The organism is Pseudomonas hydrolytica, assembly GCF_021495345.1.
GTDB lineage: Bacteria > Pseudomonadota > Gammaproteobacteria > Pseudomonadales > Pseudomonadaceae > Aquipseudomonas > Aquipseudomonas hydrolytica.
This window is the reverse complement of the sequence record NZ_CP099397.1, coordinates 4,212,321-4,235,153: the sequence shown is the minus strand read 5'-3', so window position 1 is coordinate 4,235,153 and position 22,833 is coordinate 4,212,321. Positions and strand designations below refer to the sequence as shown.

The 22,833-nt window shown below is 59.9% G+C and carries 17 protein-coding genes and 2 tRNA genes; 8 read left to right on the top strand and 11 right to left on the bottom strand.

Annotated features, from left to right (window positions below; all coding sequences use genetic code 11):
* Window positions 1-30 precede the first annotated feature (30 nt).
* Genes L1F06_RS19840 through L1F06_RS19815 form a run of 6 tightly spaced genes read left to right on the top strand, consistent with a single transcriptional unit; the run spans window position 31 to window position 10,753 of the window.
* Window positions 31-3,009 carry a type I restriction endonuclease subunit R gene (locus L1F06_RS19840; RefSeq protein ID WP_046720602.1) on the top strand — a complete coding sequence of 993 codons (2,979 nt, stop codon included), beginning with the start codon at window positions 31-33 and terminating at the stop codon, window positions 3,007-3,009.
* Window positions 3,006-5,648: a TrlF family AAA-like ATPase gene (locus L1F06_RS19835; protein ID WP_023109363.1), complete on the top strand. Its 2,643-nt coding sequence runs from the start codon at window positions 3,006-3,008 to the stop codon at window positions 5,646-5,648. Before L1F06_RS19840 ends, L1F06_RS19835 begins: the two co-directional genes overlap by 4 nt.
* Window positions 5,630-6,793, top strand: a complete 1,164-nt coding sequence (locus L1F06_RS19830) for an RNA/DNA-binding domain-containing protein (RefSeq protein ID WP_043743047.1) — start codon at window positions 5,630-5,632, stop codon at window positions 6,791-6,793. Before L1F06_RS19835 ends, L1F06_RS19830 begins: the two co-directional genes overlap by 19 nt.
* On the top strand, window positions 6,790-8,022 hold the full coding sequence (locus L1F06_RS19825; RefSeq protein ID WP_047362881.1) for a restriction endonuclease subunit S: 1,233 nt from the start codon (window positions 6,790-6,792) through the stop codon (window positions 8,020-8,022). The genes L1F06_RS19830 and L1F06_RS19825 overlap by 4 nt, the downstream gene beginning before the upstream one ends.
* Window positions 8,019-9,134, top strand: a complete 1,116-nt coding sequence (locus L1F06_RS19820; RefSeq protein ID WP_046720600.1) for an AAA family ATPase — start codon at window positions 8,019-8,021, stop codon at window positions 9,132-9,134. The genes L1F06_RS19825 and L1F06_RS19820 overlap by 4 nt, the downstream gene beginning before the upstream one ends.
* Window positions 9,131-10,753 carry a type I restriction-modification system subunit M gene (locus L1F06_RS19815; protein WP_023109359.1) on the top strand — a complete coding sequence of 541 codons (1,623 nt, stop codon included), beginning with the start codon at window positions 9,131-9,133 and terminating at the stop codon, window positions 10,751-10,753. The genes L1F06_RS19820 and L1F06_RS19815 overlap by 4 nt, the downstream gene beginning before the upstream one ends.
* A 39-nt stretch (window positions 10,754-10,792) precedes the next feature.
* Here the strand turns inward: L1F06_RS19815 and L1F06_RS19810 are convergent, their stop codons facing one another.
* The 11 genes from L1F06_RS19810 to L1F06_RS19760 all read right to left on the bottom strand — a co-directional run bounded on the left by L1F06_RS19810 (window position 10,793) and on the right by L1F06_RS19760 (window position 20,048).
* Window positions 10,793-11,479, bottom strand: coding sequence for a hypothetical protein (locus L1F06_RS19810; protein WP_023109358.1), 687 nt, complete (start codon window positions 11,477-11,479; stop codon window positions 10,793-10,795).
* The gene (locus L1F06_RS19805; RefSeq protein ID WP_033962716.1) at window positions 11,460-12,653 is read right to left on the bottom strand and encodes a tyrosine-type recombinase/integrase; all 1,194 of its coding nucleotides are present in this window, start codon (window positions 12,651-12,653) and stop codon (window positions 11,460-11,462) included. The genes L1F06_RS19810 and L1F06_RS19805 overlap by 20 nt, the downstream gene beginning before the upstream one ends.
* A 221-nt stretch (window positions 12,654-12,874) precedes the next feature.
* Complete coding sequence (gene ychF / locus L1F06_RS19800) at window positions 12,875-13,975, bottom strand: redox-regulated ATPase YchF (protein WP_129481795.1); 1,101 nt, start codon at window positions 13,973-13,975, stop codon at window positions 12,875-12,877.
* Window positions 13,976-14,000: 25 nt separating this feature from the next.
* Window positions 14,001-14,591 carry an aminoacyl-tRNA hydrolase gene (pth, locus tag L1F06_RS19795; RefSeq protein WP_129481794.1) on the bottom strand — a complete coding sequence of 197 codons (591 nt, stop codon included), beginning with the start codon at window positions 14,589-14,591 and terminating at the stop codon, window positions 14,001-14,003.
* Window positions 14,592-14,654: 63 nt separating this feature from the next.
* Window positions 14,655-15,260, bottom strand: a complete 606-nt coding sequence (locus L1F06_RS19790; protein WP_003244665.1) for a 50S ribosomal protein L25/general stress protein Ctc — start codon at window positions 15,258-15,260, stop codon at window positions 14,655-14,657.
* Window positions 15,261-15,365: 105 nt separating this feature from the next.
* The gene (locus L1F06_RS19785) at window positions 15,366-16,307 is read right to left on the bottom strand and encodes a ribose-phosphate pyrophosphokinase (RefSeq protein WP_003244667.1); all 942 of its coding nucleotides are present in this window, start codon (window positions 16,305-16,307) and stop codon (window positions 15,366-15,368) included.
* 45 nt (window positions 16,308-16,352) lie between these two features.
* Window positions 16,353-16,427: transfer RNA gene (locus L1F06_RS19780), tRNA-Gln, on the bottom strand.
* A 56-nt stretch (window positions 16,428-16,483) separates the two neighbouring features.
* Window positions 16,484-16,558: transfer RNA gene (locus L1F06_RS19775), tRNA-Gln, on the bottom strand.
* Between the two features lie 26 nt (window positions 16,559-16,584).
* Complete coding sequence (gene ispE, locus L1F06_RS19770; protein ID WP_129481828.1) at window positions 16,585-17,460, bottom strand: 4-(cytidine 5'-diphospho)-2-C-methyl-D-erythritol kinase; 876 nt, start codon at window positions 17,458-17,460, stop codon at window positions 16,585-16,587.
* Between the two features lie 246 nt (window positions 17,461-17,706).
* A complete protein-coding gene (lolB, locus tag L1F06_RS19765) occupies window positions 17,707-18,324 on the bottom strand; it encodes a lipoprotein insertase outer membrane protein LolB (protein WP_129481793.1) in 618 nt (205 codons plus the stop codon).
* The gene (locus L1F06_RS19760; protein ID WP_129481792.1) at window positions 18,321-20,048 is read right to left on the bottom strand and encodes a tetratricopeptide repeat protein; all 1,728 of its coding nucleotides are present in this window, start codon (window positions 20,046-20,048) and stop codon (window positions 18,321-18,323) included. The genes lolB and L1F06_RS19760 overlap by 4 nt, the downstream gene beginning before the upstream one ends.
* A 209-nt stretch (window positions 20,049-20,257) precedes the next feature.
* On the opposite strand from L1F06_RS19760, the gene hemA reads away from it, so the two are divergent.
* Together hemA and prfA are read left to right on the top strand one after the other, a co-directional pair.
* Window positions 20,258-21,538: a glutamyl-tRNA reductase gene (hemA, locus tag L1F06_RS19755; protein ID WP_129481791.1), complete on the top strand. Its 1,281-nt coding sequence runs from the start codon at window positions 20,258-20,260 to the stop codon at window positions 21,536-21,538.
* A complete protein-coding gene (gene prfA / locus L1F06_RS19750) occupies window positions 21,535-22,617 on the top strand; it encodes a peptide chain release factor 1 (protein WP_129481790.1) in 1,083 nt (360 codons plus the stop codon). The genes hemA and prfA overlap by 4 nt, the downstream gene beginning before the upstream one ends.
* Window positions 22,618-22,833 lie beyond the last annotated feature (216 nt).

The window sequence follows — 22,833 nt, the reverse complement described above, 5'->3', positions numbered from 1 at the left end:
CAAACCGTTTGGGTCTTTGAGGCAAGGTTCATGACGACCACAGAACAACAAATCGAACTCGATCTGATCGCCAAGCTCGGCGACCTCAAGTACACCTATCGCCCCGACATTCGCGACCGTGCCGCGCTCGAAGCCAACTTCCGAGCCAAGTTCGAGGCGCTGAACCGCGTGCACCTGACTGACAGCGAGTTTCAACGCTTGCTCGACGGCATTATCACACCCGATGTCTACGCCGCTGCCCAGCGGCTTCGCAACATCAACAGCTTCGAGCGCGACGATGGTACGCCGCTGAACTACACCTTGGTGAACATCCGGGACTGGTGCAAGAACGACTTTGAGGTCGTCAACCAGTTGCGCATGAACACTGACAACAGCCATCACCGCTACGACGTGATGCTGCTCATCAACGGCGTACCGGTGGTGCAAATCGAGCTGAAGACCTTGGCGGTCAGCCCGCGCCGGGCCATGCAGCAGATCGTTGATTACAAGACTGACCCCGGCAATGGGTATAGCAAGACACTGCTGTGCTTCCTGCAGCTCTTCATCGTCAGCAACCGCACTGACACTTGGTATTTCGCCAACAACAACGCACGGCACTTCAGCTTCAACGCAGATGAGCGCTTCTTGCCGGTTTACCAGTTTGCCAGCGAAGACAACAAGAAAATCACGCTGCTCGATAGTTTTGCCGAGAAGTACCTGGCCAAGTGCACTCTAGGGCAAATGATCAGCCGCTACATGGTGCTGGTGGCCAGCGAGCAGAAACTGCTGATGATGCGGCCATACCAAATCTATGCCGTCAAAGCCATCGTGGAGTGCATCCACCAGAATTGCGGCAACGGCTACATCTGGCACACCACCGGCTCAGGCAAGACGCTGACTTCGTTCAAGGCGTCCACCCTGCTCAAAGACAATCCGGACATCGACAAGTGTCTGTTTGTGGTGGATCGCAAAGACCTGGATCGCCAGACTCGCGAGGAATTCAACCGTTTTCAGGAAGGCTGCGTCGAAGAGAACACCAACACCGAGACACTGGTGCGCCGCCTACTGTCGGATGACTACGCCGATAAAGTCATCGTCACCACCATTCAGAAGCTGGGCCTGGCTCTGGATGGGGCCAACAAGCGCAACTACAAGGAGCGGCTAGAGCCATTACGCAACCAGCGCATGGTGTTTATCTTTGATGAATGCCACCGCTCACAATTTGGCGACAACCACAAAGCCATCAAGGAGTTCTTCCCCAACGCCCAGCTTTTTGGCTTTACCGGCACACCCATCTTCGAGAAGAACGCCAGCTACCAGCAGATCGAAGGTCAGCAGGCCAGTTACCGCACGACCGACGACCTCTTCCAGCGTTGCCTGCATCAATACACCATCACCCACGCCATCGAGGATCGCAACGTCCTGCGCTTTCACGTGGATTACTTCAAGCCCGAAGGCAAGAATCCTCCCAAGCCTGGTGAAGGTGTGGCCAAGCCCAAGGTCATTGAAACCATTCTCGCCAAGCACGATGCAGCGACCAATGGCCGCAAGTTCAACGCGGTGTTGGCAACGGCCAGCATCAACGATGCCATCGAGTATTTCGAAGTGTTCGCGGAGATTCAAAAACAAAAGACCGAGCAAGACCCTGAGTTCCGTCCGCTGAACATTGCCTGCGTATTCTCTCCACCTGCCGAGGGCAACAAGGACGTACAACAGATTCAGGAAGACCTGCCGCAAGAGAAAGAAGATAACCAGCAAGACCCCGAAGGCAAGAAGGCGGCGCTCACGCGCATCGTGACCGATTACAACGCGCGCTTTGGCACCAACCATCGCATCAGCGAGTTCGACCTGTACTACCAGGATGTGCAAAAGCGCATCAAGGATCAGCAGTATCCCAACAGCGATCTCCCCGCCGCGCAAAAGATCGACATCACCATCGTGGTGGACATGCTGCTCACCGGTTTCGACTCCAAGTACCTCAATACCCTATACGTGGATAAGAACCTCAAGCATCACGGCTTGATCCAGGCGTTTTCGCGCACCAATCGCGTGCTGAACGACAGCAAGCCCTATGGCAACATCCTCGACTTCCGTCAGCAGCAAAAGTCGGTCGAAGACGCGATAGCACTGTTTTCCGGCGAGAAGATCGACAACCCGCGTGAAATCTGGCTGGTGGAATCCGCAGCAGAAGTCATCCGCAAGTACGAAGCTGCCGTGGCGGGCATGTCGCGCTTCATGGCCGACAAAAACCTCGTGTGCGAACCCGAGGCGGTATACAACCTCAAGGGCGATACCGCCCGCATCGAGTTTGTCAACCGTTTCAAGGAAGTGCAGCGGTTGAAAACCCAGCTCGATCAGTACACTGATTTGGCACCCGAGCAGAAAGCGCACATTGACACCGTCCTGCCGCCCGACCAGTTGCAGAGTTTCCGCAGTACCTACCTGGAAACCGCCAAGCGTCTGAAAGAAATACAGAGCAAGGAAGGCGATCAGGCTCCGCCAGAAGTGCAGCAGCTTGATTTCGAATTCGTGCTCTTCGCCTCAAGCGTGATCGACTACGACTACATCATGAGCCTCATCGCCAAGCTGACCCAGCAGAAGCCCGGCAAGCTCACCATGAACCGTGAGCAGCTCATCGGCCTGATCCAGTCCGATGCCAAGTTCATCGACGAGCGTGAGGACATTGCCGAGTACATCCGGGGCTTACCGGTCAACGAAGCATTGGATGAAAAGCAAATCCGCAGCGGATTCGACCGCTTCAAGGCAGAGAAAAAAACACGGGAACTCACCGATCTCGCCAACCGCCACACACTGGACGCATCAGCGCTGCAAGCCTTTGTCGATGACATTTTGCGCCGCCGCATTTTCGATGGCGAACGCCTCTCCGAGTTGATGGCCCCGCTGGAACTTGGCTGGAAAGCCCGCACGCAGAAAGAGTTGGCCCTGATGGAAGAGCTGACACCACTGCTGCACAAGCTCGCCCAGGGTCGAGAGATTGCTGGTTTGGCTGCCTATGAGGAGGGGCGATGATGGGAACCGTCTTTACACAGGGGGCGCAGTGGGTTCGTGCGGACTTCCATCTGCACACCCGCGCAGATCGTGAGTTCAAGTACACAGGCGATGACAACTTCTACAACAGCAATTATGTGAACGCGCTGGAGAAAGCAGGTATCCAGCTGGGCGTCATCACCAATCACAACAAGTTCGATTTTGAGGAGTTCAAAGCGCTGCGCAAGACAGCGCAGAAGAAGGATATTGCGCTGTTGCCCGGCGTCGAGCTGTCGGTCAATGACGGGGCCAATGGCATCCACACCTTGGTTGTTTTTTCCGACGACTGGTTGGCCGATGGTCATGACCATATCAACCCCTTCCTGGGCGTTGCGTTTGAAGGAAAAATCCCTGCCCAGTACGAGCAGGAAAACGGGCGTTCCTCTCTGTCACTGTTGGAAACCATCAAGAAGCTGGAAAGCTATCACCGCGACTTTTTCCTTGTCTTTGCCCATGTCGAAGCACCGAGCGGACTGTGGGCCGAATTGGACGGGGGGCGTCTTGCCGAACTGGGCCAGAACGAATTCTTCCGCCGTCGCACGTTGGGCTTCCAAAAGGTACGCACGTACAACAAGCTGCAAGAGAAAAGCAAACCCTGCCGGACTAAAACGCAGCAGCATCTAGGTGGCTGGTACCCCGCCGAACTGGAAGGCTGCGACGCCAAATGCATCGAAGAGATTGGTCAGGGCAAAGCCTGTTACCTCAAATTGGGTGAACTGTCCTTTGAGGCGGTCAAGTTTGCTCTGAGCGATTCTGCTTCGCGGGTCGCCACGGAGCCGCCCAAGCATCTCGCATCGCACATCCGCAGCATTCACTTTGATGGGGGCATCCTTGACGGGAAAACGCTGCATTTCTCGCCTGAACTGAACACGTTGATCGGCATCCGGGGCAGCGGCAAGTCTTCCATTCTGGAAGCAGTGCGCTACGCCCTCGATATTCCTCGCGGGGAGAAGGCGCAGGACACCAAGTACAAGGATGAACTGATCCGCCACACTCTGGGCAGCGGCGGCAAGGTGACGCTGACGGCCTGTGACGTATACGGACAGGTATTCACCATCTCCCGCATTTTTCGCGAAGCGCCGAACGTCTATCTGGACGGCAAATTGCAGCCCGGTGTATCGATCCGGGAAACTGTGCTGCGCCGTCCGATCTACTTCGGGCAGAAAGACCTTTCCAGCACCGGCGAAGGTTTCGAGACCGATCTAGTGGAAAAGCTGGTGGGCGAAAAGCTCCGCACACTGCGAGACGAAATCGAAACCCAACGCCAGCATGTGCGTGATGCTGCGCAGCGCTGGCTCAAGCTCAGCAATACTGCCGAACTCAGGCGTGATTACCAGTCCCAGCTCACCGATGCCAACTTCCGACTGAAGAAATTTGAAGAGTACGGGGTTGCCGATAAGCTGCAAAAGCGCCTTGGCTTCCAGCAGGATGCCAGTGCACTGGCACGCATGAAGGAGCGGGCAGACAGCTTCGTGCTCGCCTTGGGGCAATTGATCGCCGAGCACGAAGACGATCTGCGTAATGCCACGAGCTACGTCTCCAAGCAGAACCCCGATTTCTTCACGGCTTATTACGCCGAATTTGCCAATCTCGTTGCCAAAGTCGATCAGCTCAAGCAAATCGAGCAGGAGGCCCGCGCTGTTACCTCCCGGCTTCAATTCAAACAAGGCGAGTTCGATGCCGCGCGCCAGAGTCTTCAGGAAGAGTTTGCCCAGGTCGAACGTCAGCTGGCTCAGGAACTCAAGCAGACCGGCATGACGGCCATCCAGCCGGATGACTTCCTGACCCAACAGCAGCGTAAAACCAAGGCGGAGCAAATGCTGGAGGCGCTCGCCAAGCAGGAAAGCCAGCAAAGCAGTATCCGCGACGCACTGTTTGCCGAGATCGACAAGCTCAACGGCCTGTGGCTGCGCGAGTTCAACGCCATCAAGGCCGAACTGGATCGGGTGAACGCTGGCCATACCGCCTTGCAGATCGAAGCCGACTTCAAAGGCGACAAGGAAGCCGCCATCGGCTTCATGCAGCAGCTCTTCAAGGGCAGCAACATCCGCGAAACCACCCTGCGCGCCGTGATGGAGGACTATGCCGATTTCGGCGGCCTGCTGCGTGATTTGCCAAACGCCTTGAAAAAAGCGGGCAGCACGCCGGAGGTGTTCGAAAAGACCTTTATGCAGAACCTGACGGAGTTCGTCACCTGGCAGGTGCCCAACCGTTTCGTCATTCGCTATCGCGGCAAGGAACTCAAGCACCACTCGCTCGGGCAGCGTGCTTCCGCGTTGCTGCTATATGTGCTCAGCCAGCGCCAGAACGACGTGATCATCATTGACCAGCCGGAAGACGATCTGGACAACCAGACCATCTACGACGACGTGATCAAGCTGCTGCGCGAGATGAAGCCTCACGCCCAATTCATCTTCGCTACCCACAACGCCAACTTTCCGGTGCTGGGTGATGCGGAGCAAGTGCATGCCTGCCGCTATCAGGATGAGCAAGTCACCGTACAAAGCGGCAGCATCGACGCTCGTCCGGTGCAGGACGCCATCATCAACATCATGGAAGGAGGCCAGGAAGCCTTCAACCGACGCAAAGAGGTTTACAACCTATGGAAACCACAGAACTGATCGACTGCTTGAGCCGTGGCGAAGACAGCCGCCATCAGTTCAAAGAGAACTTCACCAATGCCGACGCGCTGGCGGCGGAGATCGTGGCCTTCGCCAACACCGCTGGCGGGCAGATTTTCATTGGCGTGCAAAACGACGGCACGGTGCTGGGCTTGTCTCACGCGGACATTGACCGCCTGAACCAGCTCATCTCCAACAGTGCCTCACAAAACGTGCGGCCTGCGGTGAACCCGCTCACCGAAAATGTGCCGCACCCCAACGGCACCGTAATGGTGGTCACCGTTGTGGAAGGCGTCAGCAAACCCTACATGGACAAGAACGGCGCCATCTGGGTAAAGAACGGCTCGGACAAGCGCCGAGCCACCTCGCGTGAAGAAATCCAGCGCCTGTTCCAACAGGCGGGTCTGGTACATGCGGATGAAACGCCCGTGGCGGGCTTGAGCGCGGGCGATGTGGACCTGCCCTATTTCGCAACCTTTTTCGAACAGCAATTTGGCGAGCCGCTCGCCCAGCACAAGCAACCGCTGCCGCAGCTCTTGACCAACATGAACCTGATGAACCACGGGCAGCTCAATGTGGCGGGCAGTCTGCTGTTTGCCAAAGCGCCGCAGTACGCACTGCCTGCCTTCATCGTCAAGGCGGTGGCTTTTGTCGGCAATGAGATCGAAGACCAGCGCTACATCGACAGCCGCGACATCACCGGTAAGCTGGCCGATGTATTCCAGCAGACGCTCGGCTTCATCGTCGCTAACACCCGTGCCACTCAGGGTGAACAGGGCTTCAACTCCCAAGGCCAATCGGAGATTCCGCGCATCGTCTGGGAAGAGCTGGTCGCCAACGCGCTCATCCACCGCGACTACTTCATCAGCGCGCCGGTGCGCGTGCTGGTGTTTGCCGATCGGGTCGAGATCATCAGTCCCGGTCATCTGCCCAATAACCTGACCATCGAAAACATCAAGGCAGGCAACTCCAATATGCGCAACCCAATCCTGGCGTCCTTTGCCGCCAAGCTGCTGCCCTATCGCGGACTGGGCAGCGGCCTGCTGCGCGCCTTGCGGGCCTGGCCGCAGATTGAACTCATCGACGACCGGGCGGGGAATCTGTTCAAGGCCATCGTGAAACGGCCGCAGGAGCAAGCGGCATGAGTGGCAATAAAAAACAGCCCTTGGTGCCTCGGTTACGGTTTCCTGAGTTCAAGAATACAGCCGAGTGGCAAAGTCCTACATTGGGCGAAGTATCTGAACCGGTTGAAGAACGGGTGGGCGAGCGAAAACTCACGCCGGTGAGTATCTCTGCCGGAATTGGTTTTGTACCACAGGCAGAGAAATTTGGACGGGATATTTCCGGGAGCCAATACAAGCTATACACCGTAGTGCGTGATGGTGACTTTGTTTATAACAAGGGGAACTCTCTCAAGTTCCCACAAGGTTGCGTATACGATCTTCAAGGTTGGGGTGAAGTTGCAGCACCTAATGTTTTTATCTGCTTTCGCTTGAAAAATGGATACGAGAATGGCTTTTATCGTCAATGCTTTGAACGGAATGTGCATGGCATCCAGCTGAGAAAGCACATTACAAGCGGAGCAAGGAGCAATGGACTGCTCAATATCAGTAAGGAGGCTTTTTATGGCGTGGCAATTCCAGTGCCAAGCCATGCAGAACAACAAAAAATCGCTGACTGCCTGTCTTCGCTGGATGATCTGATCGCGGCGGAAACCCAAAAGCTCGACACCCTCAAGACCCACAAAAAGGGCCTGATGCAGCAGCTTTTCCCCCGCGAAGGCGAAGCCGTGCCACGGCTGCGGTTTCCGGAGTTTCGGGAGGCGGGGGAGTGGGCGACTAAGACATTGGCAGAACTAGCAGAGAACTTGGATAATCGCCGGGTCCCAGTAACCGAAAAAGATCGCACCAAGGGAAATATCCCTTATTACGGAGCCTCTGGGATAGTTGATTACATTCGCGACTTTATCTTCGACGAAGACCTACTTTGCATCTCAGAGGATGGGGCTAATTTGCGAGCAAGGACGGCACCGATTGCATTTTCCATCTCAGGGAAAACATGGGTTAATAACCATGCACATGTCTTGAGATTTGATAGTAAGTGCGTTCAGAAGATTGTCGAGGATTACCTGAATTCGATTTCCCTTGAGGATTATCTAACGGGTATGGCCCAGCCCAAACTGAACCGCGCGATGCTCGATACGATCCCAGTGCCTGTTCCACAAGATGATGATGAGCAACAGGCCGTTTCCGATTGTCTATCCTCCCTCGACGACCTCATTACCGCCCAAAGCCAGAAAATCGACGCCATCAAGATCCACAAGAAGGGCCTGATACAGCAGTTGTTCCCGGTGCTCGATGAGGTGCCTGCATGAGGCCGGGCCAGCCATTCACCGACCTGCCCGCGCTGGCCGCTCATCTGCGCAGCGAGCTGGAGAACAAGAAGACCATCCTGCTCTATGCCTACAACGGCACGGGCAAGACGCGGCTGTCCATGGCCTTCAAGGACATGGGCAAACAGGCCGAGGCCCGCGATACCCTGTATTTCAACGCCTTCACTGAAGACCTGTTTCACTGGAACAACGATCTGGCAGGCGATGCGGACAGGCGCTTGCTGCTCAACAGGGATTCGCGATTCTTTCAGGGGCTGTTCGATCTGGAGATGGATAACCGCATTCGCCCATTGCTGCGGCGTTACGCGGATTTCGACTTCCGGATCGACACCGAGGGCCCAGAGTGGGCGGTGCGCTTTTCGCGCTTGGCGGATGGCCAGACCGTTGACAACATCAAGGTGTCACGCGGCGAGGAAAACATCTTCATCTGGTGTTTTTTCCTGGCGGTGGTGGAACTGGCGATGGACGCCGATATCGAGGCGTACCAATGGGTGAAGTACCTGTATATCGACGATCCGATCTCGTCGCTGGATGAACACAACGCCATCGCCGTCGCCAATCACTTGGCGCAGTTGCTCAAGCGGCAGGACAATCGGCTCAGGACAGTGCTCTCCACGCACCACACCTTGTTTTTCAATGTGCTCTGTAACGAGCTGGGCAAGGCGCGCCGCTATGTGATTAACAAGCACCCGGCTAACGGCGGCTATCTGCTGCGGCCCGAAGAGGGCGATACGCCCTTCTTCCACCACGTTGCGGCCTTGGCGGAACTCTATCAGGCCGTGCAGGAAGACCGTTTGTTCACGCACCACTTCAACATGCTGCGCACGATTCTGGAAAAGACGGCCAGCTTCCACGGGCACAAGTACTTCTCGGCCTGCATCAAGCAAGACGATGATGATCCGGACGGCGTTTTGCACGCCCGTTTGATCAACATCCTCAGCCACGGCAACTACTCGCTGTATGAGCCGCAGCAGATGCTCGATGAGAACAAGGCTTACTTCAAGAAGATTCTGAACGATTTCCTGAATCGCTACCCCTTCAATCCCGATTTGTTCCCTCAAGTTTCTGAGGTTGCAACAGCAGGTACCCCATGACTGAGTTCGAAAAACAAAAACTGGGCAAGACCCTCTGGGCCATCGCCGACCAGCTGCGTGGCGCGATGAATGCGGACGACTTCCGCGACTATATGCTGGCTTTTCTCTTCCTGCGCTATCTGTCGGACAACTACGAGGCCGCCGCGCAAAAGGAGCTGGGGGCGGACTATCCAGAGCTTCCTTCCGATGTGTTGAGGCAGACCGGCGTGAATACGCCACTTCAAGCGTGGTACGAGGAAAATCTGGACGACGTACCCGAATTCGAGAAGCAGATGCGCCGCAAGGTGCATTACGTTATCGAACCCCAATACCTGTGGGGCAACATCGCCGAGATGGCGCGCACGCAGGATGCCGAGCTGCTGCATACCTTGCAGAAAGGCTTCAAGTACATCGAGGAAGAGTCCTTCGCCAGCACCTTCCGTGGCTTGTTCTCAGAGATCAATCTGGCGTCGGACAAGCTGGGCAAGACCTACATCGAGCGCAATGCCCGCCTGTGCAAGATCATCGCCGAGATCGCCAAGGGGCTGGGGCAGTTCTCTACTGACAGTGACACGCTGGGTGATGCCTACGAGTACCTGATCGGCCAGTTTGCGGCAGGCTCGGGCAAAAAGGCCGGCGAGTTCTACACGCCGCAGCGCATTTCAGACATCCTGTCGGCCATCGTCACGCTGGACAGCCAGGAGCCAGCCACCGGCAAGCGCTCGCATCTGGATAGCGTTTTCGACTTTGCCTGCGGCTCGGGCTCCTTGCTGCTCAACGTGCGCCGCCTGATGGGGCCGCACGGCATTGGTAAGATTTACGGCCAGGAAAAGAACATCACCACCTACAACCTAGCTCGCATGAACATGCTGCTGCACGGGGTGAAGGACTCGGAGTTCGAGATTTTCCATGGCGATACCCTGCTCAACGAGTGGGATATGTTGCGCGAGACCAATCCGGCCAAAATGCCGAAGTTCGACGCGGTGGTGGCCAACCCGCCGTTCAGCTACCGCTGGGAGCCAAGCGAGGCGCTGGGCGAAGACGTGCGCTTCAAGAATTACGGCCTGGCACCGAAGTCCGCCGCTGACTTTGCCTTCCTGCTACATGGCTTCCATTTCCTCAAGCAAGACGGTGTGATGGCGATCATCCTGCCCCACGGTGTGCTGTTCCGGGGTGGGGCCGAGGCGCGCATTCGCACCAAACTGCTCAAGGATGGGCACATCGACACCGTGATCGGCCTACCAGCCAACCTGTTCTTCTCCACTGGCATACCGGTGTGCATCCTGGTGCTGAAAAAGTGCAAGAAGCCGGACGACGTGCTGTTCATCAATGCCGCCGAGCATTATGAGAAGGGCAAACGCCAGAACCAGCTCTTGCCGGAGCACATTGACCAAATTATCGACACCTACCGCTACCGCAAGGAAGCGCCGCGTTACTCGCGCCGGGTGAGCATGGAAGAAATCGAGAAGAACGATTACAACCTGAACATCTCGCGCTATGTGAGCACCGCGCAAACTGAGGAAGAGATCGACCTGGCAGCGGTTCATGCCGACCTGGTTGCCACCGAGAAGAAGATTGCAGATGCCAAGGCGCGCCACAATCAGTATCTGGCTGAGTTGGGGTTGCCACTGTTGCCTTGAGCCAAATACTGATGCTGGAAGATTGGTTCAGTCTGCCGCTTACCTGGAAACCCTTTTCCCTTCCAGCAACAGTCTGCGGCAGTAGCTCCATTCAACGAGCTGCCCGTTGTTGAAGAGAATGAGCATGGCGCAGAGCATGGCAAGTGTCATGCTCTGCGACAAATCTGGCATCAAGCGCTGTGTTTGCTTGCTTGCGTCGCGCTGCTCTGCAGCATCTTTGGTGATTGTCTGAAAGTCATTATTGATTTTGCAGGCAACTCCCAACTTGCCCAGTTGATTCAGCAAGCTCGCACCCTGCAGACCTAGCAAAAGCCGCTCAGATGTGCTGGTAGACGTCTGCCGCATCCCGCCTATCAGCTCATCAACTTGGGCAGCCAGCTGTCGCATCAGTTTCTTTTGCTGTTGCAAAGGCATGCTGTGTTGAAAGGCATCATCGAGCAGCAGCTCATCTATTTCCGAAAGCAGCGCAATGCTATTGGCAACCCGGCGATAACTGTCGGCCAATTTTTCAAGCTTGCGTGTCCTTGGGCTGTGTGTCTCCACCGAACAGTTGTTGGTGCCGAAGAGGGTGAGTTCAGCTAACTTCTCAAAGAAGTTCGACTGAATTTCGTGTGGCAGCGCCTTGAAATCGCGATGTTGCTGAATTTTTGCAATCAGGCGCTCCCTGAATAGTGAGCGTCCTGCCTCCGTGTCGGGCAGGTACTCACTATGTTCTACTGACTTCACCTGTGCTCTCCCGCTTCCAGATTTCGAGCTTGTCTGCCCATGCCTGCATCATGTCCCGCCGCTCTTCGAGGTAGGTGGCATGGTTATAGGTACGGCGTACCGAGTTTGGTTCTGAATGGGCAAGCTGCGCTTCGATGGCGTCGGCGCGGTAGCCCATCTCGTTCAGACGGGTGCTGCCTGTGGTTCTGGTGCCGTGTGGGCTGTAGGTGCCGCTCCAGCCCAGCACCTTGAGCGCCTGCCGGATCGAATGCACCGACATCGGCCTGTTGCGGTCATCCCTGCCGGGAAAGAGGTGCGTCCGGTCGCCGCTGATGGCGTGCAGGCGGCGCAGCATGTCTACGGCTTGCGACGGCAGCGGCACAACATGCTCGCGGCGGGCTTTCATGCGCCGGGCTGGGATCGTCCAAAGCGCCGCATCGAGATCAAATTCAGCCCATTCCGCCTCTGCTGTCTCGCTCGGGCGTGCCAGTGTCCACCACATCAACTGGATGCAGAAATTGACCTGATAGCCGCAGCGGTGGTTGTCGAAGTCGTTGAGCAGCTTGCCGATCTGCGCGGTGGTCAGCGCCGTCTTGTGCTGCGTCTTGTTGGCGGGCAGCGCCTTGCGGACGGGCCAGACAGGATCGTTGTCTGCCCGCAAGGTGGCGACCGCCAATTCGAAGATGCCGGACATGGTGCGTTTGGCTTCGGCGGCAACGGTCGGCGCACCGCGCTTCACGGTCTTGGTGAGGATGTCGAGAACGTGCGCCGAGGTGATGTCGCGCACCGGGAGCTTGCCGATGCTGGGGAAGACCACCCGCTCCAGCATGTCCAGGCGGCGTTTCTTGGTGATGTCTTCCCAGTCCCGCAGAGCCAGCCACTCTTTGGCAACGGTCTCAAAGGTATTGGCGGAATCCTGTTCGCGCTTGAGGCGCTCAAGCTGCCGATGCTGGACGGGGTTGATGCCTTGCTTGACCAGCTTCCGCGCTTCCTCGCACTTGTCCCGCGCTTCGGCAAGGCTGACGGTGGGGTAGTCGCCCAGCGCAAACCACGACCCCTTACCGCCCAGCTTGAAGCGGTAGCGCCAAGCCTTCACCCCATTGGGCTTCACTTCGAGGTAAAGGCCGCGAAGGTCATTCAGGCGGTAGAGCTGCTCCTTCGGTTTGGCAGCACGGCAGTGGGCATCTGTCAGCACGGTGTCACGAGATCGGCAATGAGGAACGACAGAAGGATCATATACACCATCTGTCGCCTCGTCCAATCTCCGTATACACCAGCGTAGTCACTTTACGCGAGCAAGGTCGGGCAATCTCATGCAATCCATAGAAACGAAAAACCCCGGAATTTCCGGGGTTCTAGCGCTTCTTTCTGGGTTCTAAGCAATCTTGTGAAATGCTGAGAAATGGCTCTCTAGGGTCAGACGTTGAAGCGGAAGTGCATTACGTCGCCGTCCTTGACGATGTAGTCCTTGCCTTCCAGGCGCCATTTGCCGGCTTCCTTGGCACCGCCTTCGCCCTTGTAGGCGATGAAGTCGTCGTAGGCGACCACTTCGGCGCGGATGAAGCCTTTCTCGAAGTCGGTGTGGATCACGGCAGCAGCCTGCGGGGCGGTGGCGCCGACGCGCACGGTCCAGGCGCGCACTTCCTTCACGCCGGCGGTGAAGTAGGTCTGCAGGTTGAGCAGCGAGTAACCGGCGCGGATCACGCGGTTCAGGCCCGGCTCTTCCATGCCCATGGTTTCGAGGAACATCTGCATCTCTTCGAGATCGTCCAGTTCGGCGATCTCGGCTTCGATCTTGTTGCACACCGGCACGACGATGGCGCCTTCTTCCTTGGCGATGGCATTCACCACGTCGAGGTGCGGGTTGTTCTCGAAGCCGTCTTCGGCGACGTTGGCGATGTACATCACCGGCTTGGTGGTGAGCAGGTGGAAGGTCCTGGCCAGGCGCTTCTCGTCGTCACCCAGGTCCTTGAGCAGGCTGCGCGCCGGCTTGCCTTCGGTGAGGTGGGGGATGAGCTTTTCCAGCAGGGCCTTCTGCGCTACGGATTCCTTGTCGCCACCCTTGGCGGTACGAGCGACGCGCTGCAGTTGCTTCTCGCAGCTGTCGAGGTCGGCCATGATCAGTTCCAGGTCGATGATCTCGATGTCGCGCTTGGGGTCGACGCTGTTAGCGACGTGAATGACGTTCTCGTCTTCGAAGCAGCGCACCACATGCGCAATCGCATCCGTCTCGCGGATGTTGGCGAGGAACTTGTTGCCCAGGCCTTCACCTTTCGACGCGCCCGCCACCAGGCCGGCAATGTCGACGAATTCCATGGTGGTGGGGATGACCTTCTCGGGCTTGACGATCTCGGCCAGGGCATCCAGGCGCGGGTCGGGCATGGGCACGATGCCGCTGTTCGGCTCGATGGTGCAGAAGGGGAAGTTTTCTGCGGCGATGCCGGATTTGGTGAGGGCGTTGAACAGGGTGGACTTGCCGACGTTGGGCAGGCCGACGATGCCGCAGTTGAATCCCATGATGTGTCCCTCGGGGGAAAGGTGGTTACTTGGTGGCCTTCTGGCTATGCAGTTTGCGCATGGCCACGGTCCAGTCGCCGGCGAGTATTTCCGGCAGGACGTCCAAGGCGAAGTCGATGCTCTGATCAAGCAGTTCCTGTTCGCTGCGTGGGGCGCGTCCGAGCACGTAGCCGGAGACCAGGCTGGCGTGCCCCGGATGGCCGATGCCGAGCCGCAGGCGATGGAAGTTATTCTGGTTGCCGAGCTGGGCGATGATGTCGCGCAGGCCGTTGTGCCCGCCGTGGCCGCCGCCCTGCTTGAGCTTGGCGATGCCGGGTGGCATGTCGAGTTCGTCGTGGGCCACCAGGATCTCTTCGGGTTTGATCTTGAAGAAATTGGCCAAGGCCGCCACGGACTGGCCGCTGCGGTTCATGTAGGTGGTGGGGATGAGCAGACGAACTTCGCGCCCCTGGTGGTTGAACTTGCCCACCAGGCCGAAATACTTGCGATCGACAGCAAGGTTGACGCGCTGGCTCTCGGCCACGCGCTCAACGAAAAGGGCCCCTGCATTGTGCCGGGTCTGGTCGTATTCGGGGCCGGGGTTACCCAGGCCAACGATCAGTTGTACGGCAGTCATACAGGAGCCCTTTCGAGGAAATCGCCCGGCGTGATCGCCTGCCGGGCGGGTTCCGCGCTGCGATTACTCGGCAGCGCCTTCGTCTTCAGCCTTCACGCGGGAAGCGTGAATGTTGGAGACAGCCAGGTCGTTACCGTGAGCCAGAGCAACCAGCTCAACGCCTTTCGGCAGCTTCAGGTCGGACATGTGGACGGTCTGGCCAACTTCTACGGCAGCCATGTCGACTTCGATGAATTCCGGCAGGTCTTTCGGCAGGCAGGAAACTTCGACTTCGTTGATGGTGTGGGAGATCTCGCCACCCTGCTGCTTCACGCCAACGGCGGTTGCTTCGTTGATGAAGTGCAGCGGTACGTGGGCGGTCAGCTTCTGGCCGGCAACGACGCGCTGGAAGTCAGCGTGCAGGACGAAGCCTTTGGCCGGGTGGCGCTGCAGGGCCTTGATCACGACGTTTTCGGTAGCACCGGCAACGTTGACAGCCAGAACGTGGCTGAAAGCGGCTTCGTTTTCCAGCAGCTTGGCCAGGTCTTTGGCCAGCAGGCTGATGGATTGCGGGGCCTTGTCGCCACCGTAGATCACGGCAGGAACCATGGACACGTTACGACGCAGGCGGCGGCTCGCACCTTTCCCCAGGTCGGAACGCACTTCGGCATTCAGGGCAAAATCAGTCATTTCATTTCTCCAAAATAACCAAACCGCCTTATGGCTTGCGACCAGCCTCGGGCGGTAGGGCAAAAAGCCCCGCACGAGGCGGGGCGCATTACGTCAGCGGGTTCCTTAACGGAACATCGCGCTGATCGATTCTTCGTTGCTGATGCGGCGAACCGCTTCGGCGACGACCGGGGCGATGTCGAGCTGGCGAATGCGCGAGCAGGACTGCGCCGCAGCGGACAGCGGGATGGTGTTGGTGACCACCAGCTCGTCCAGGACGGAATTCTCGATGTTCTCGATGGCACGGCCGGACAGCACCGGGTGGGTGCAGTAGGCGTAGACCTTGGCGGCGCCGCGCTCTTTCAGCGCCTTGGCGGCGTGGCACAGGGTACCGGCGGTGTCGACCATGTCGTCGACCAGGATGCAGGTACGGCCTTCCACGTCACCGATGATGTGCATCACTTCGGACTGGTTGGCCTTCTCGCGACGCTTGTCGATGATCGCCAGGTCGACGCCCAGGCTCTTGGCCACGGCGCGGGCACGAACGACGCCGCCGATATCGGGGGAGACGATCATCAGGTTGTCGAAGCGCTGGTCTTCGATGTCGTCGACCAGGACCGGGGAGCCGTAGATGTTGTCCACCGGAATGTCGAAGAAGCCCTGGATCTGGTCAGCGTGCAGGTCGACGGTCAGCACGCGGTCGATACCGACCACGGTGAGCATGTCGGCCACGACTTTGGCGCTGATCGCCACGCGAGCGGAACGCGGACGGCGATCCTGGCGGGCGTAACCGAAGTAGGGGATGACCGCGGTGATGCGGGTAGCCGAGGAACGGCGGAAGGCGTCGGCCATCACTACCAGCTCCATCAGGTTGTCGTTGGTGGGTGCACAGGTCGGCTGAATCAGGAACACGTCCTTGCCGCGGACGTTTTCGTTGATTTCGATCATGACTTCGCCGTCGGAGAACTTACCGACCGAAGCATCGCCGAGGGGGATGTGCAGCTGACGAACGATCCGTCGCGCCAGATCGGGGTTTGCGTTCCCCGTGAAGACCATCATCTTGGACACGCGCAGTACCTGCCGGCTGGGGTATACCTGGATGGGTATGGAAAATGGCAGGGGCGGCTGGATTCGAACCAACGCATGGCAGGATCAAAACCTGCTGCCTTACCGCTTGGCGACGCCCCTATATTCTGTGTCGAATGCTGTTTGACCCGGTTTGCGATGCCTCCCGAGGGAGGTTATGGCAGGGGCGGCTGGATTCGAACCAACGCATGGCAGGATCAAAACCTGCTGCCTTACCGCTTGGCGACGCCCCTGTATCGTATAACCGAATGCTGAGCATTCACTTCTTGGCCAATGCTTGGAGCCTGCGGTGCAGCATCGAGATGTTGCGACCTTGAGCGACAAAGCTCGGCAGAGTGCCTGGAAGTTGGCGGGCGACTTTATCAGCATCGTCCCGATTTGGGAAGCTCCCAAATATGCAAGCTCCAGTGCCGGTCAATCTAGCTGAAACAAATTTGTTCAACAAGATCAAAGCGTTACGAACCTCTGGATAACGCTTCTCGACCACCGGTTGGCAGTCGTTTCGACCACCCCCCGCAAGAAGGCTGCGAACTTTAATGGGCGGCGTATCGCGTGTCAACTCGGGCGCGCCGAAAACTTCTGCTGTGCTTACAAAGACTTGCGGTACGGCGACGAGGAACCAGGGTTCCTCCAGTTCCACCGGTGTCAGAAGCTCGCCGACGCCCTCGGCGAAGGCCGCGCGGCCACGCACGAATACCGGCACGTCGGCGCCCAGGGCCAGGCCCAGTTCGGCCAGGCGCTCTTCGCCCAGGCGGGTGTGCCACAGGTGGTCGAGGCCGAGCAGGGTGGTGGCGGCGTCCGAGCTGCCGCCGCCGATGCCGCCGCCCATGGGCAGGCGCTTGTCCAGCCAGATATCGGCGCCCAGTGCTGTGCCGGACGCTTCCTGCAGTCTTTTGGCCGCGCGCACGATCAGGTTGCTGTCGTGCGGTATGCCGTCGATGGGTGTATGCAGGCGAATCTCGCCGTCCTGGCGAACGCTGAAGCCGAGCTCGTCGCCGTGGTCGAGGAACTGGAACAGGGTCTGCAGCTGGTGATAGCCATCGGCACGGCGGCCAAGGATATGCAGCATCAGGTTGAGCTTGGCCGGGGCGGGCAGGATCAGTTCGGCGTGGGCGGGAACGGCGGTGCTGGTCATGGCGATGTCGTTGGTGGGCGTTCGTAGCCGTGATGAAATCCGGGTGTTGTAGGGGGTAATGCTTTTCACATAATCGTCTGCCAAGCGCAATCAATCCCCTCGCCCCTTTGGGGAGAGGGGGCTTTCAGTGGCGCGGAGTGTTTGACCCTCTCCCCCAACCCCTCTCCCATAAATGGGAGAGGGGAGCAGGGCGCGTATGTCCCTAGGTGAGCGGCATCGAGGCGTCTTTCCCGGGTTGAATCCGGCCTACTGCCCCAACTGACGCGGCTGCCAGTCTTTGATCACCAGGGTCACTTCCAGGTCCTGGCCATAGAGCTTCAGGCGCTCCGGCAGGGCGTAGCCGTTCTGTTCGACATAGCGCTGGTACTCCACCTGCCAGCCGTCCTGCTCCAGGCGCGCCAGGTGGCTGTCGGCGTCGAGGGTCAGGCGGCTGCGGCTGTCGGGGGCGGGCAGGCCGCGAATCCACCAGAGCAGGTTGGACACCGGCAGGTCCAGGCGCAGTTGCTCGCGCAGCAGGGCCTCCGGGGACTCGGCCTTGAAGCGGCCGCGGTTGGACACTTCCAGCAGGATGTCGCCGGGACGGCCGGTCAGGCGGGCGGCACCGCCTCCGAGCGGGCCGGAGAGGCGAATGTCGTAGTAGTCCTGACGCTGCAGCCAGAACAGGGTGGCGCTGCCGGAGTCCTGCGGGGCGCGAATGCCGATCTTGCCGTTGATCTGCCAGCCGTCGAGCTGGCTGATCTGCTGTTTGTGGACTTGCCACTGGGCGGGGTTGCCCTGGCCTTCCAGCGCTTCGCGCGAGGTAAGGCCGGCGCAACCGGCGAGCAGGGCGATGAGACTGAAAACTAGGAGGTGACGAAGCATCAAAGGGTCTCGGAGCCGGTCAGGCGCAACAGCGTGTCGCGCAGAATGGTGCTGTCGGGCGTTTCGGCGAGGGCGTCGCGCCAGACGCGGCGGGCTTCGCGCTGCTTGCCCTGGGCCCAGAGCACCTCGCCGAGGTGGGCCGCCACCTCATGGTCGGGGAATTTCTCCAGGGCCTGGCGCAGCAGGCGCTCGGCTTCTTCCAGGTTGCCCAGGCGGTAGTTGACCCAACCCAGGCTGTCGAGAATGGCCGGGTCCTGCGGGCTAAGCTGGTGCGCCTTTTCGATCAGTTCACGGGCTTCCTCGTAGCGCGTGGTGCGGTCGGCCAGGGTATAGCCCAGCGCGTTCAGCGCCATGGCGTGGTCCGGCTCGCGCTCGAGGATGTAGCGCAGATCGGTTTCCAGCTGGCCCAGATCGTCGCGTTTTTCCGCCAGCATGGCGCGGGTATAGAGCAGGTTCAGGTCGTTGGGGAACTGTTCCAGGCCCTGGTTGATCGCGCTCCAGGCCGGTTCGATCTGGCGCCTGTTGCTCAGGCCTTCGGCCTCGATCAGGTACAGCTGGATGGCGTAGTCGGGCTGGGCATCGCGGGCTTTGGCCAGACGTGCGCGGGCTTCCTCGGTACGCTGCTGGCGCAGCAGCAGTTCGGCCTGGCGCTGCTGGGCTGGCAGGTAATCGTTGCTCGGGCCGACCAGGCTGTATTCCTGCAGCGCACTGTTGATGTCTTCCAGCGCCTCGTAGGCGCGGCCGAGGTTGAAATGCGCGGCGTCGACGTGGCTGCGGCGCTCGATCAGTTCTTCCAGGTAGACGATGGCCTCTTCCCAGGCCTCGGCCTCCAGGCACACCAGGGCCAGGGAGAAACGCAGGTCGTCGTCGTTGGGGTTTTCCTGCACCAGTTTGGAGAACTCGCCCTTGGCGTCGTCGAGACGGTCCTGCTCGACCAGCAGGCGGGCGTAGGTCAGGCGCAGGCGCTTGTCGTCCGGGTGTTTGCGAATGCCTTTCTGCAGCAGGGGCAGGGCTTCGTCGCCACGTTTCAGGCTTTGCAGCAGGCGTGCGCGCAGCAGCAGCGGCGACACCTCGGTCTGGCTGGCCGGTTGCGCTTCGAGCAGCTCCAGGGCCTCTTCGGCGCGGCCGTCCTGCTGCAGCAGAATGGCCTTGCCGAACAGCAGCTGGCTGTTGTCCGGGTGCTTGGTCAGCAGGCGGTCGAACCCTTGCAGCAGGCCGGCGCGGGTGTCCGGGTCGGTTTCCGCGGCGGACAGTGCGAGGAAATCGAAATGGGTGTCGCCCTGGCGCTTGAGCACGCTTTCCATGAACACCATGGATTCGTCATAGCGACTGGCACGGGCCAACTGCACGGCGGCGGCGCGCTGCGCGTCGATGTTGCTCGGCGCGTTCTCGGCCCAGATCAGCGCGGTGTCCAGCGCTGCCTGTTCGGCACCGAGGTATTCGGCGATGCGGAAGGCGCGCTCGGCGACACCGGCATCGCCGGTGGCCTGGGCCTGCTGCACGTAGTTGCCGAGGGCGATGTCGAAGCGGTTGCGCTGCCCGGCCAGTTCGGCGGTGAGCAGGGCGAACAGGGTTTCCTGGCTGAACGAGCCGTATTCGCTCGGTTCCAGTTGGGTGGTCTGGTCGGCTTCCTGCACCGGCGGCGTACCGTCCGGCTCGCTGGGGGCGAAGGTTTGGCAGCCGCTGAGGAAGGCGAGTGCGGTGACTAGCGCGAGGGGTCTGTTCATAGTGCCTTGTGCTGCGTTATTTCCGGGCGGCGGCCAGGTAGGCGCCTGCCCTGCGACGTTCGCGGCATCATGACACAAGCCTCGGAGCAAGCCCACAGGCCAGGACGATGCGGCGAACCGTCTATTGGGACAATAGGTCGCGGGAGTTGTTCTCGCCGGGGCGAAGTAGGACAATTGCCGGCTTCCGTACTGCCCCTCAGCGACCCTGCATGGCCTTTATCGCCCTCGGTATCAACCACAAGACCGCCTCGGTAGAGGTGCGCGAGCGCGTTGCCTTCACCCCGGAGCAGCTGGTCGAGGCGTTGCAGCAGCTGTGCCGGCTCACCCCCAGTCGCGAAGCGGCGATCCTCTCCACCTGCAATCGCAGCGAGCTGTACCTGGAACAGGACCAGCTGAGCAGCGACGAAGTGCTCAAGTGGCTGGCCGACTATCACCGCCTGAGCCTGGACGAGCTGCGCGCCTGTGCCTACGTGCACAGCGAGCAGGACGCGGTGCGCCATATGATGCGCGTGGCCTGTGGTCTGGATTCCATGGTGCTCGGCGAGCCGCAGATTCTCGGCCAGCTCAAGTCCGCCTATGCCGTGGCGCGTGAGGCCGGCACCGTCGGCCCGCTGCTCGGCCGGCTGTTCCAGGCCACCTTCAGTACCGCCAAGACCGTGCGCACCGACACCGCCATCGGCGAGAACCCGGTTTCCGTGGCCTTCGCCGCGGTCAGCCTGGCCAAGCAGATCTTCGCCGACCTGCACCGCAGCCAGGCGCTGCTGATCGGCGCCGGCGAAACCATCAGCCTGGTGGCGCGTCACCTGCACGATCAGGGCATCAAGCGCATCGTCGTCGCCAACCGTACCCTGGAGCGCGCCAGTCAGCTGGCCGAGCAGTTCGGCGCTCATGCCGTGCTGCTCTCGGACATTCCCGACGAATTGGCGCACAGTGACATCGTCATCAGCTCCACTGCCAGCCAACTGCCGATTCTCGGCAAGGGCGCGGTGGAAAGTGCGCTGAAAAAGCGCAAGCACAAGCCGATCTTCATGGTCGACATCGCCGTGCCGCGCGATATCGAGCCACAGGTGGGCGAGCTGGATGACGTCTATCTCTATACCGTCGATGACCTGCACGAAGTCATCGAGGAAAACCTCAAGAGCCGCCAGGGCGCGGCGCAGGCCGCCGAGGAGCTGGTGGCCGCCGGCACCGAAGATTTCATGCAGCGCCTGCGCGAGCTGGCCGCGGTCGACGTGCTCAAGGCCTACCGCCAGCAGGCCGAGCGGCTGCGCGACGAGGAACTGGCCAAGGCCCAGCGCATGCTGGTCAACGGTGCCAATGCCGAAGACGTACTGGCGCAACTGGCCCGCGGCCTGACCAACAAGCTGCTGCATGCGCCCAGCGTGCGCATGAAGAAACTCACCGCCGAGGGGCGCATCGACGCGCTCAGCCTGGCCCAGGAATTATTCGCCCTCGACGAGGGCGCGCCGCAGGACAAGGGTCTGCAATGAAAGCTTCACTGTTGAACAAGCTGGACAACCTCAGCGACCGCTTCGAGGAACTCACGGCGCTGCTTGGCGATGCCGAGGTGATCTCCAAGCAGACCCAGTTTCGCGCCTATTCCAAGGAATACGCCGAGATCGAGCCGGTGATCGCCACCTTCCGCGAGCTGCGCAAGGTGCAGAGCGACCTCGAAGGGGCCCAGGCGCTGCTCAAGGAAAGCGACCCGGACCTGCGCGAGATGGCCGAAGAAGAAGTGGCCCAGGCCAAGGAAGCGCTGACCACCCTGGAAGACAAGCTGCAGCGCATGCTGCTGCCCAAGGACCCCAACGACGGCCGCAACGTCTACCTGGAAGTGCGCGCCGGCACCGGCGGCGACGAGGCGGCGATCTTCTCCGGCGACCTGTTCCGCATGTACTCGCGCTACGCCGAGAAGCAGGGTTGGCGCGTCGAGGTGCTGTCGGCCAACGAGGGCGAGCACGGCGGCTTCAAGGAGGTCATCGCTCGCGTCGAGGGTGAGAACGTCTACGCCAAGCTCAAGTTCGAGTCCGGCGCCCATCGCGTGCAGCGCGTGCCGGAAACCGAATCCCAGGGCCGCATCCATACCTCCGCCTGCACCGTGGCGGTGCTGCCGGAGCCGGATGAGCAGGCCGCCATCGAGATCAACCCGGCCGATCTGCGCGTCGATACCTACCGCAGCTCCGGCGCTGGCGGCCAGCACGTCAACACCACCGACTCGGCGATCCGCATCACCCACATTCCCACCGGGACCGTGGTGGAATGCCAGGAAGAACGCTCGCAGCACAAGAACCGCGCCAAGGCCATGGCCTGGCTGGCGGCCAAGCTGCAGGACCAGCAGGAAGCGGCGGCGCACAAGGAAATCTCCGAGACGCGCAAGCTGCTGGTGGGCTCGGGCGATCGCTCCGAGCGCATCCGCACCTACAACTTCCCGCAGGGCCGGGTCACCGATCACCGCATCAACCTGACCCTGTATTCGCTGAGCGAAGTCATGGCCGGCGGCGTGGAGGCAGTGATCGAGCCGTTGCTGGCCGAGTACCAGGCCGACCAGCTGGCGGCGCTGGGCGATTGATTGCCGCGGTGCGCATGGCTCGCGCCGCGTAGGGTGCGCCGTGCGCACCGTAGCCCGGATGTAATCCGGGAAGAGCTGACAGCAAGCGCCAACGTAGCGCCGAACAGTCCCCTCTCCCCTCGGGGAGAGGGTTAGGGAGAGGGGGCGCAACGGCACACCCTCTCCCCCGGCCCCCGCTCTGCGCCCCAGCCCCTCGCAGAGCTCAGGGCGCTTGAG

Coding starts and splice junctions, on each gene's coding strand:
- L1F06_RS19840 (WP_046720602.1), top strand. CDS start 31: ATGACGACCACAGAACAACAAATCGAACTCGATCTGATCGCCAAGCTC.
- L1F06_RS19835 (WP_023109363.1), top strand. CDS start 3,006: ATGATGGGAACCGTCTTTACACAGGGGGCGCAGTGGGTTCGTGCGGAC.
- L1F06_RS19830 (WP_043743047.1), top strand. CDS start 5,630: ATGGAAACCACAGAACTGATCGACTGCTTGAGCCGTGGCGAAGACAGC.
- L1F06_RS19825 (WP_047362881.1), top strand. CDS start 6,790: ATGAGTGGCAATAAAAAACAGCCCTTGGTGCCTCGGTTACGGTTTCCT.
- L1F06_RS19820 (WP_046720600.1), top strand. CDS start 8,019: ATGAGGCCGGGCCAGCCATTCACCGACCTGCCCGCGCTGGCCGCTCAT.
- L1F06_RS19815 (WP_023109359.1), top strand. CDS start 9,131: ATGACTGAGTTCGAAAAACAAAAACTGGGCAAGACCCTCTGGGCCATC.
- ychF (WP_129481795.1), bottom strand. CDS start 13,975: ATGGGATTCAACTGCGGCATCGTCGGCCTGCCCAACGTCGGCAAGTCC.
- pth (WP_129481794.1), bottom strand. CDS start 14,591: ATGACTGCCGTACAACTGATCGTTGGCCTGGGTAACCCCGGCCCCGAA.
- L1F06_RS19790 (WP_003244665.1), bottom strand. CDS start 15,260: ATGACTGATTTTGCCCTGAATGCCGAAGTGCGTTCCGACCTGGGGAAA.
- ispE (WP_129481828.1), bottom strand. CDS start 17,460: ATGACCAGCACCGCCGTTCCCGCCCACGCCGAACTGATCCTGCCCGCC.
- L1F06_RS19760 (WP_129481792.1), bottom strand. CDS start 20,048: ATGAACAGACCCCTCGCGCTAGTCACCGCACTCGCCTTCCTCAGCGGC.
- hemA (WP_129481791.1), top strand. CDS start 20,258: ATGGCCTTTATCGCCCTCGGTATCAACCACAAGACCGCCTCGGTAGAG.
- prfA (WP_129481790.1), top strand. CDS start 21,535: ATGAAAGCTTCACTGTTGAACAAGCTGGACAACCTCAGCGACCGCTTC.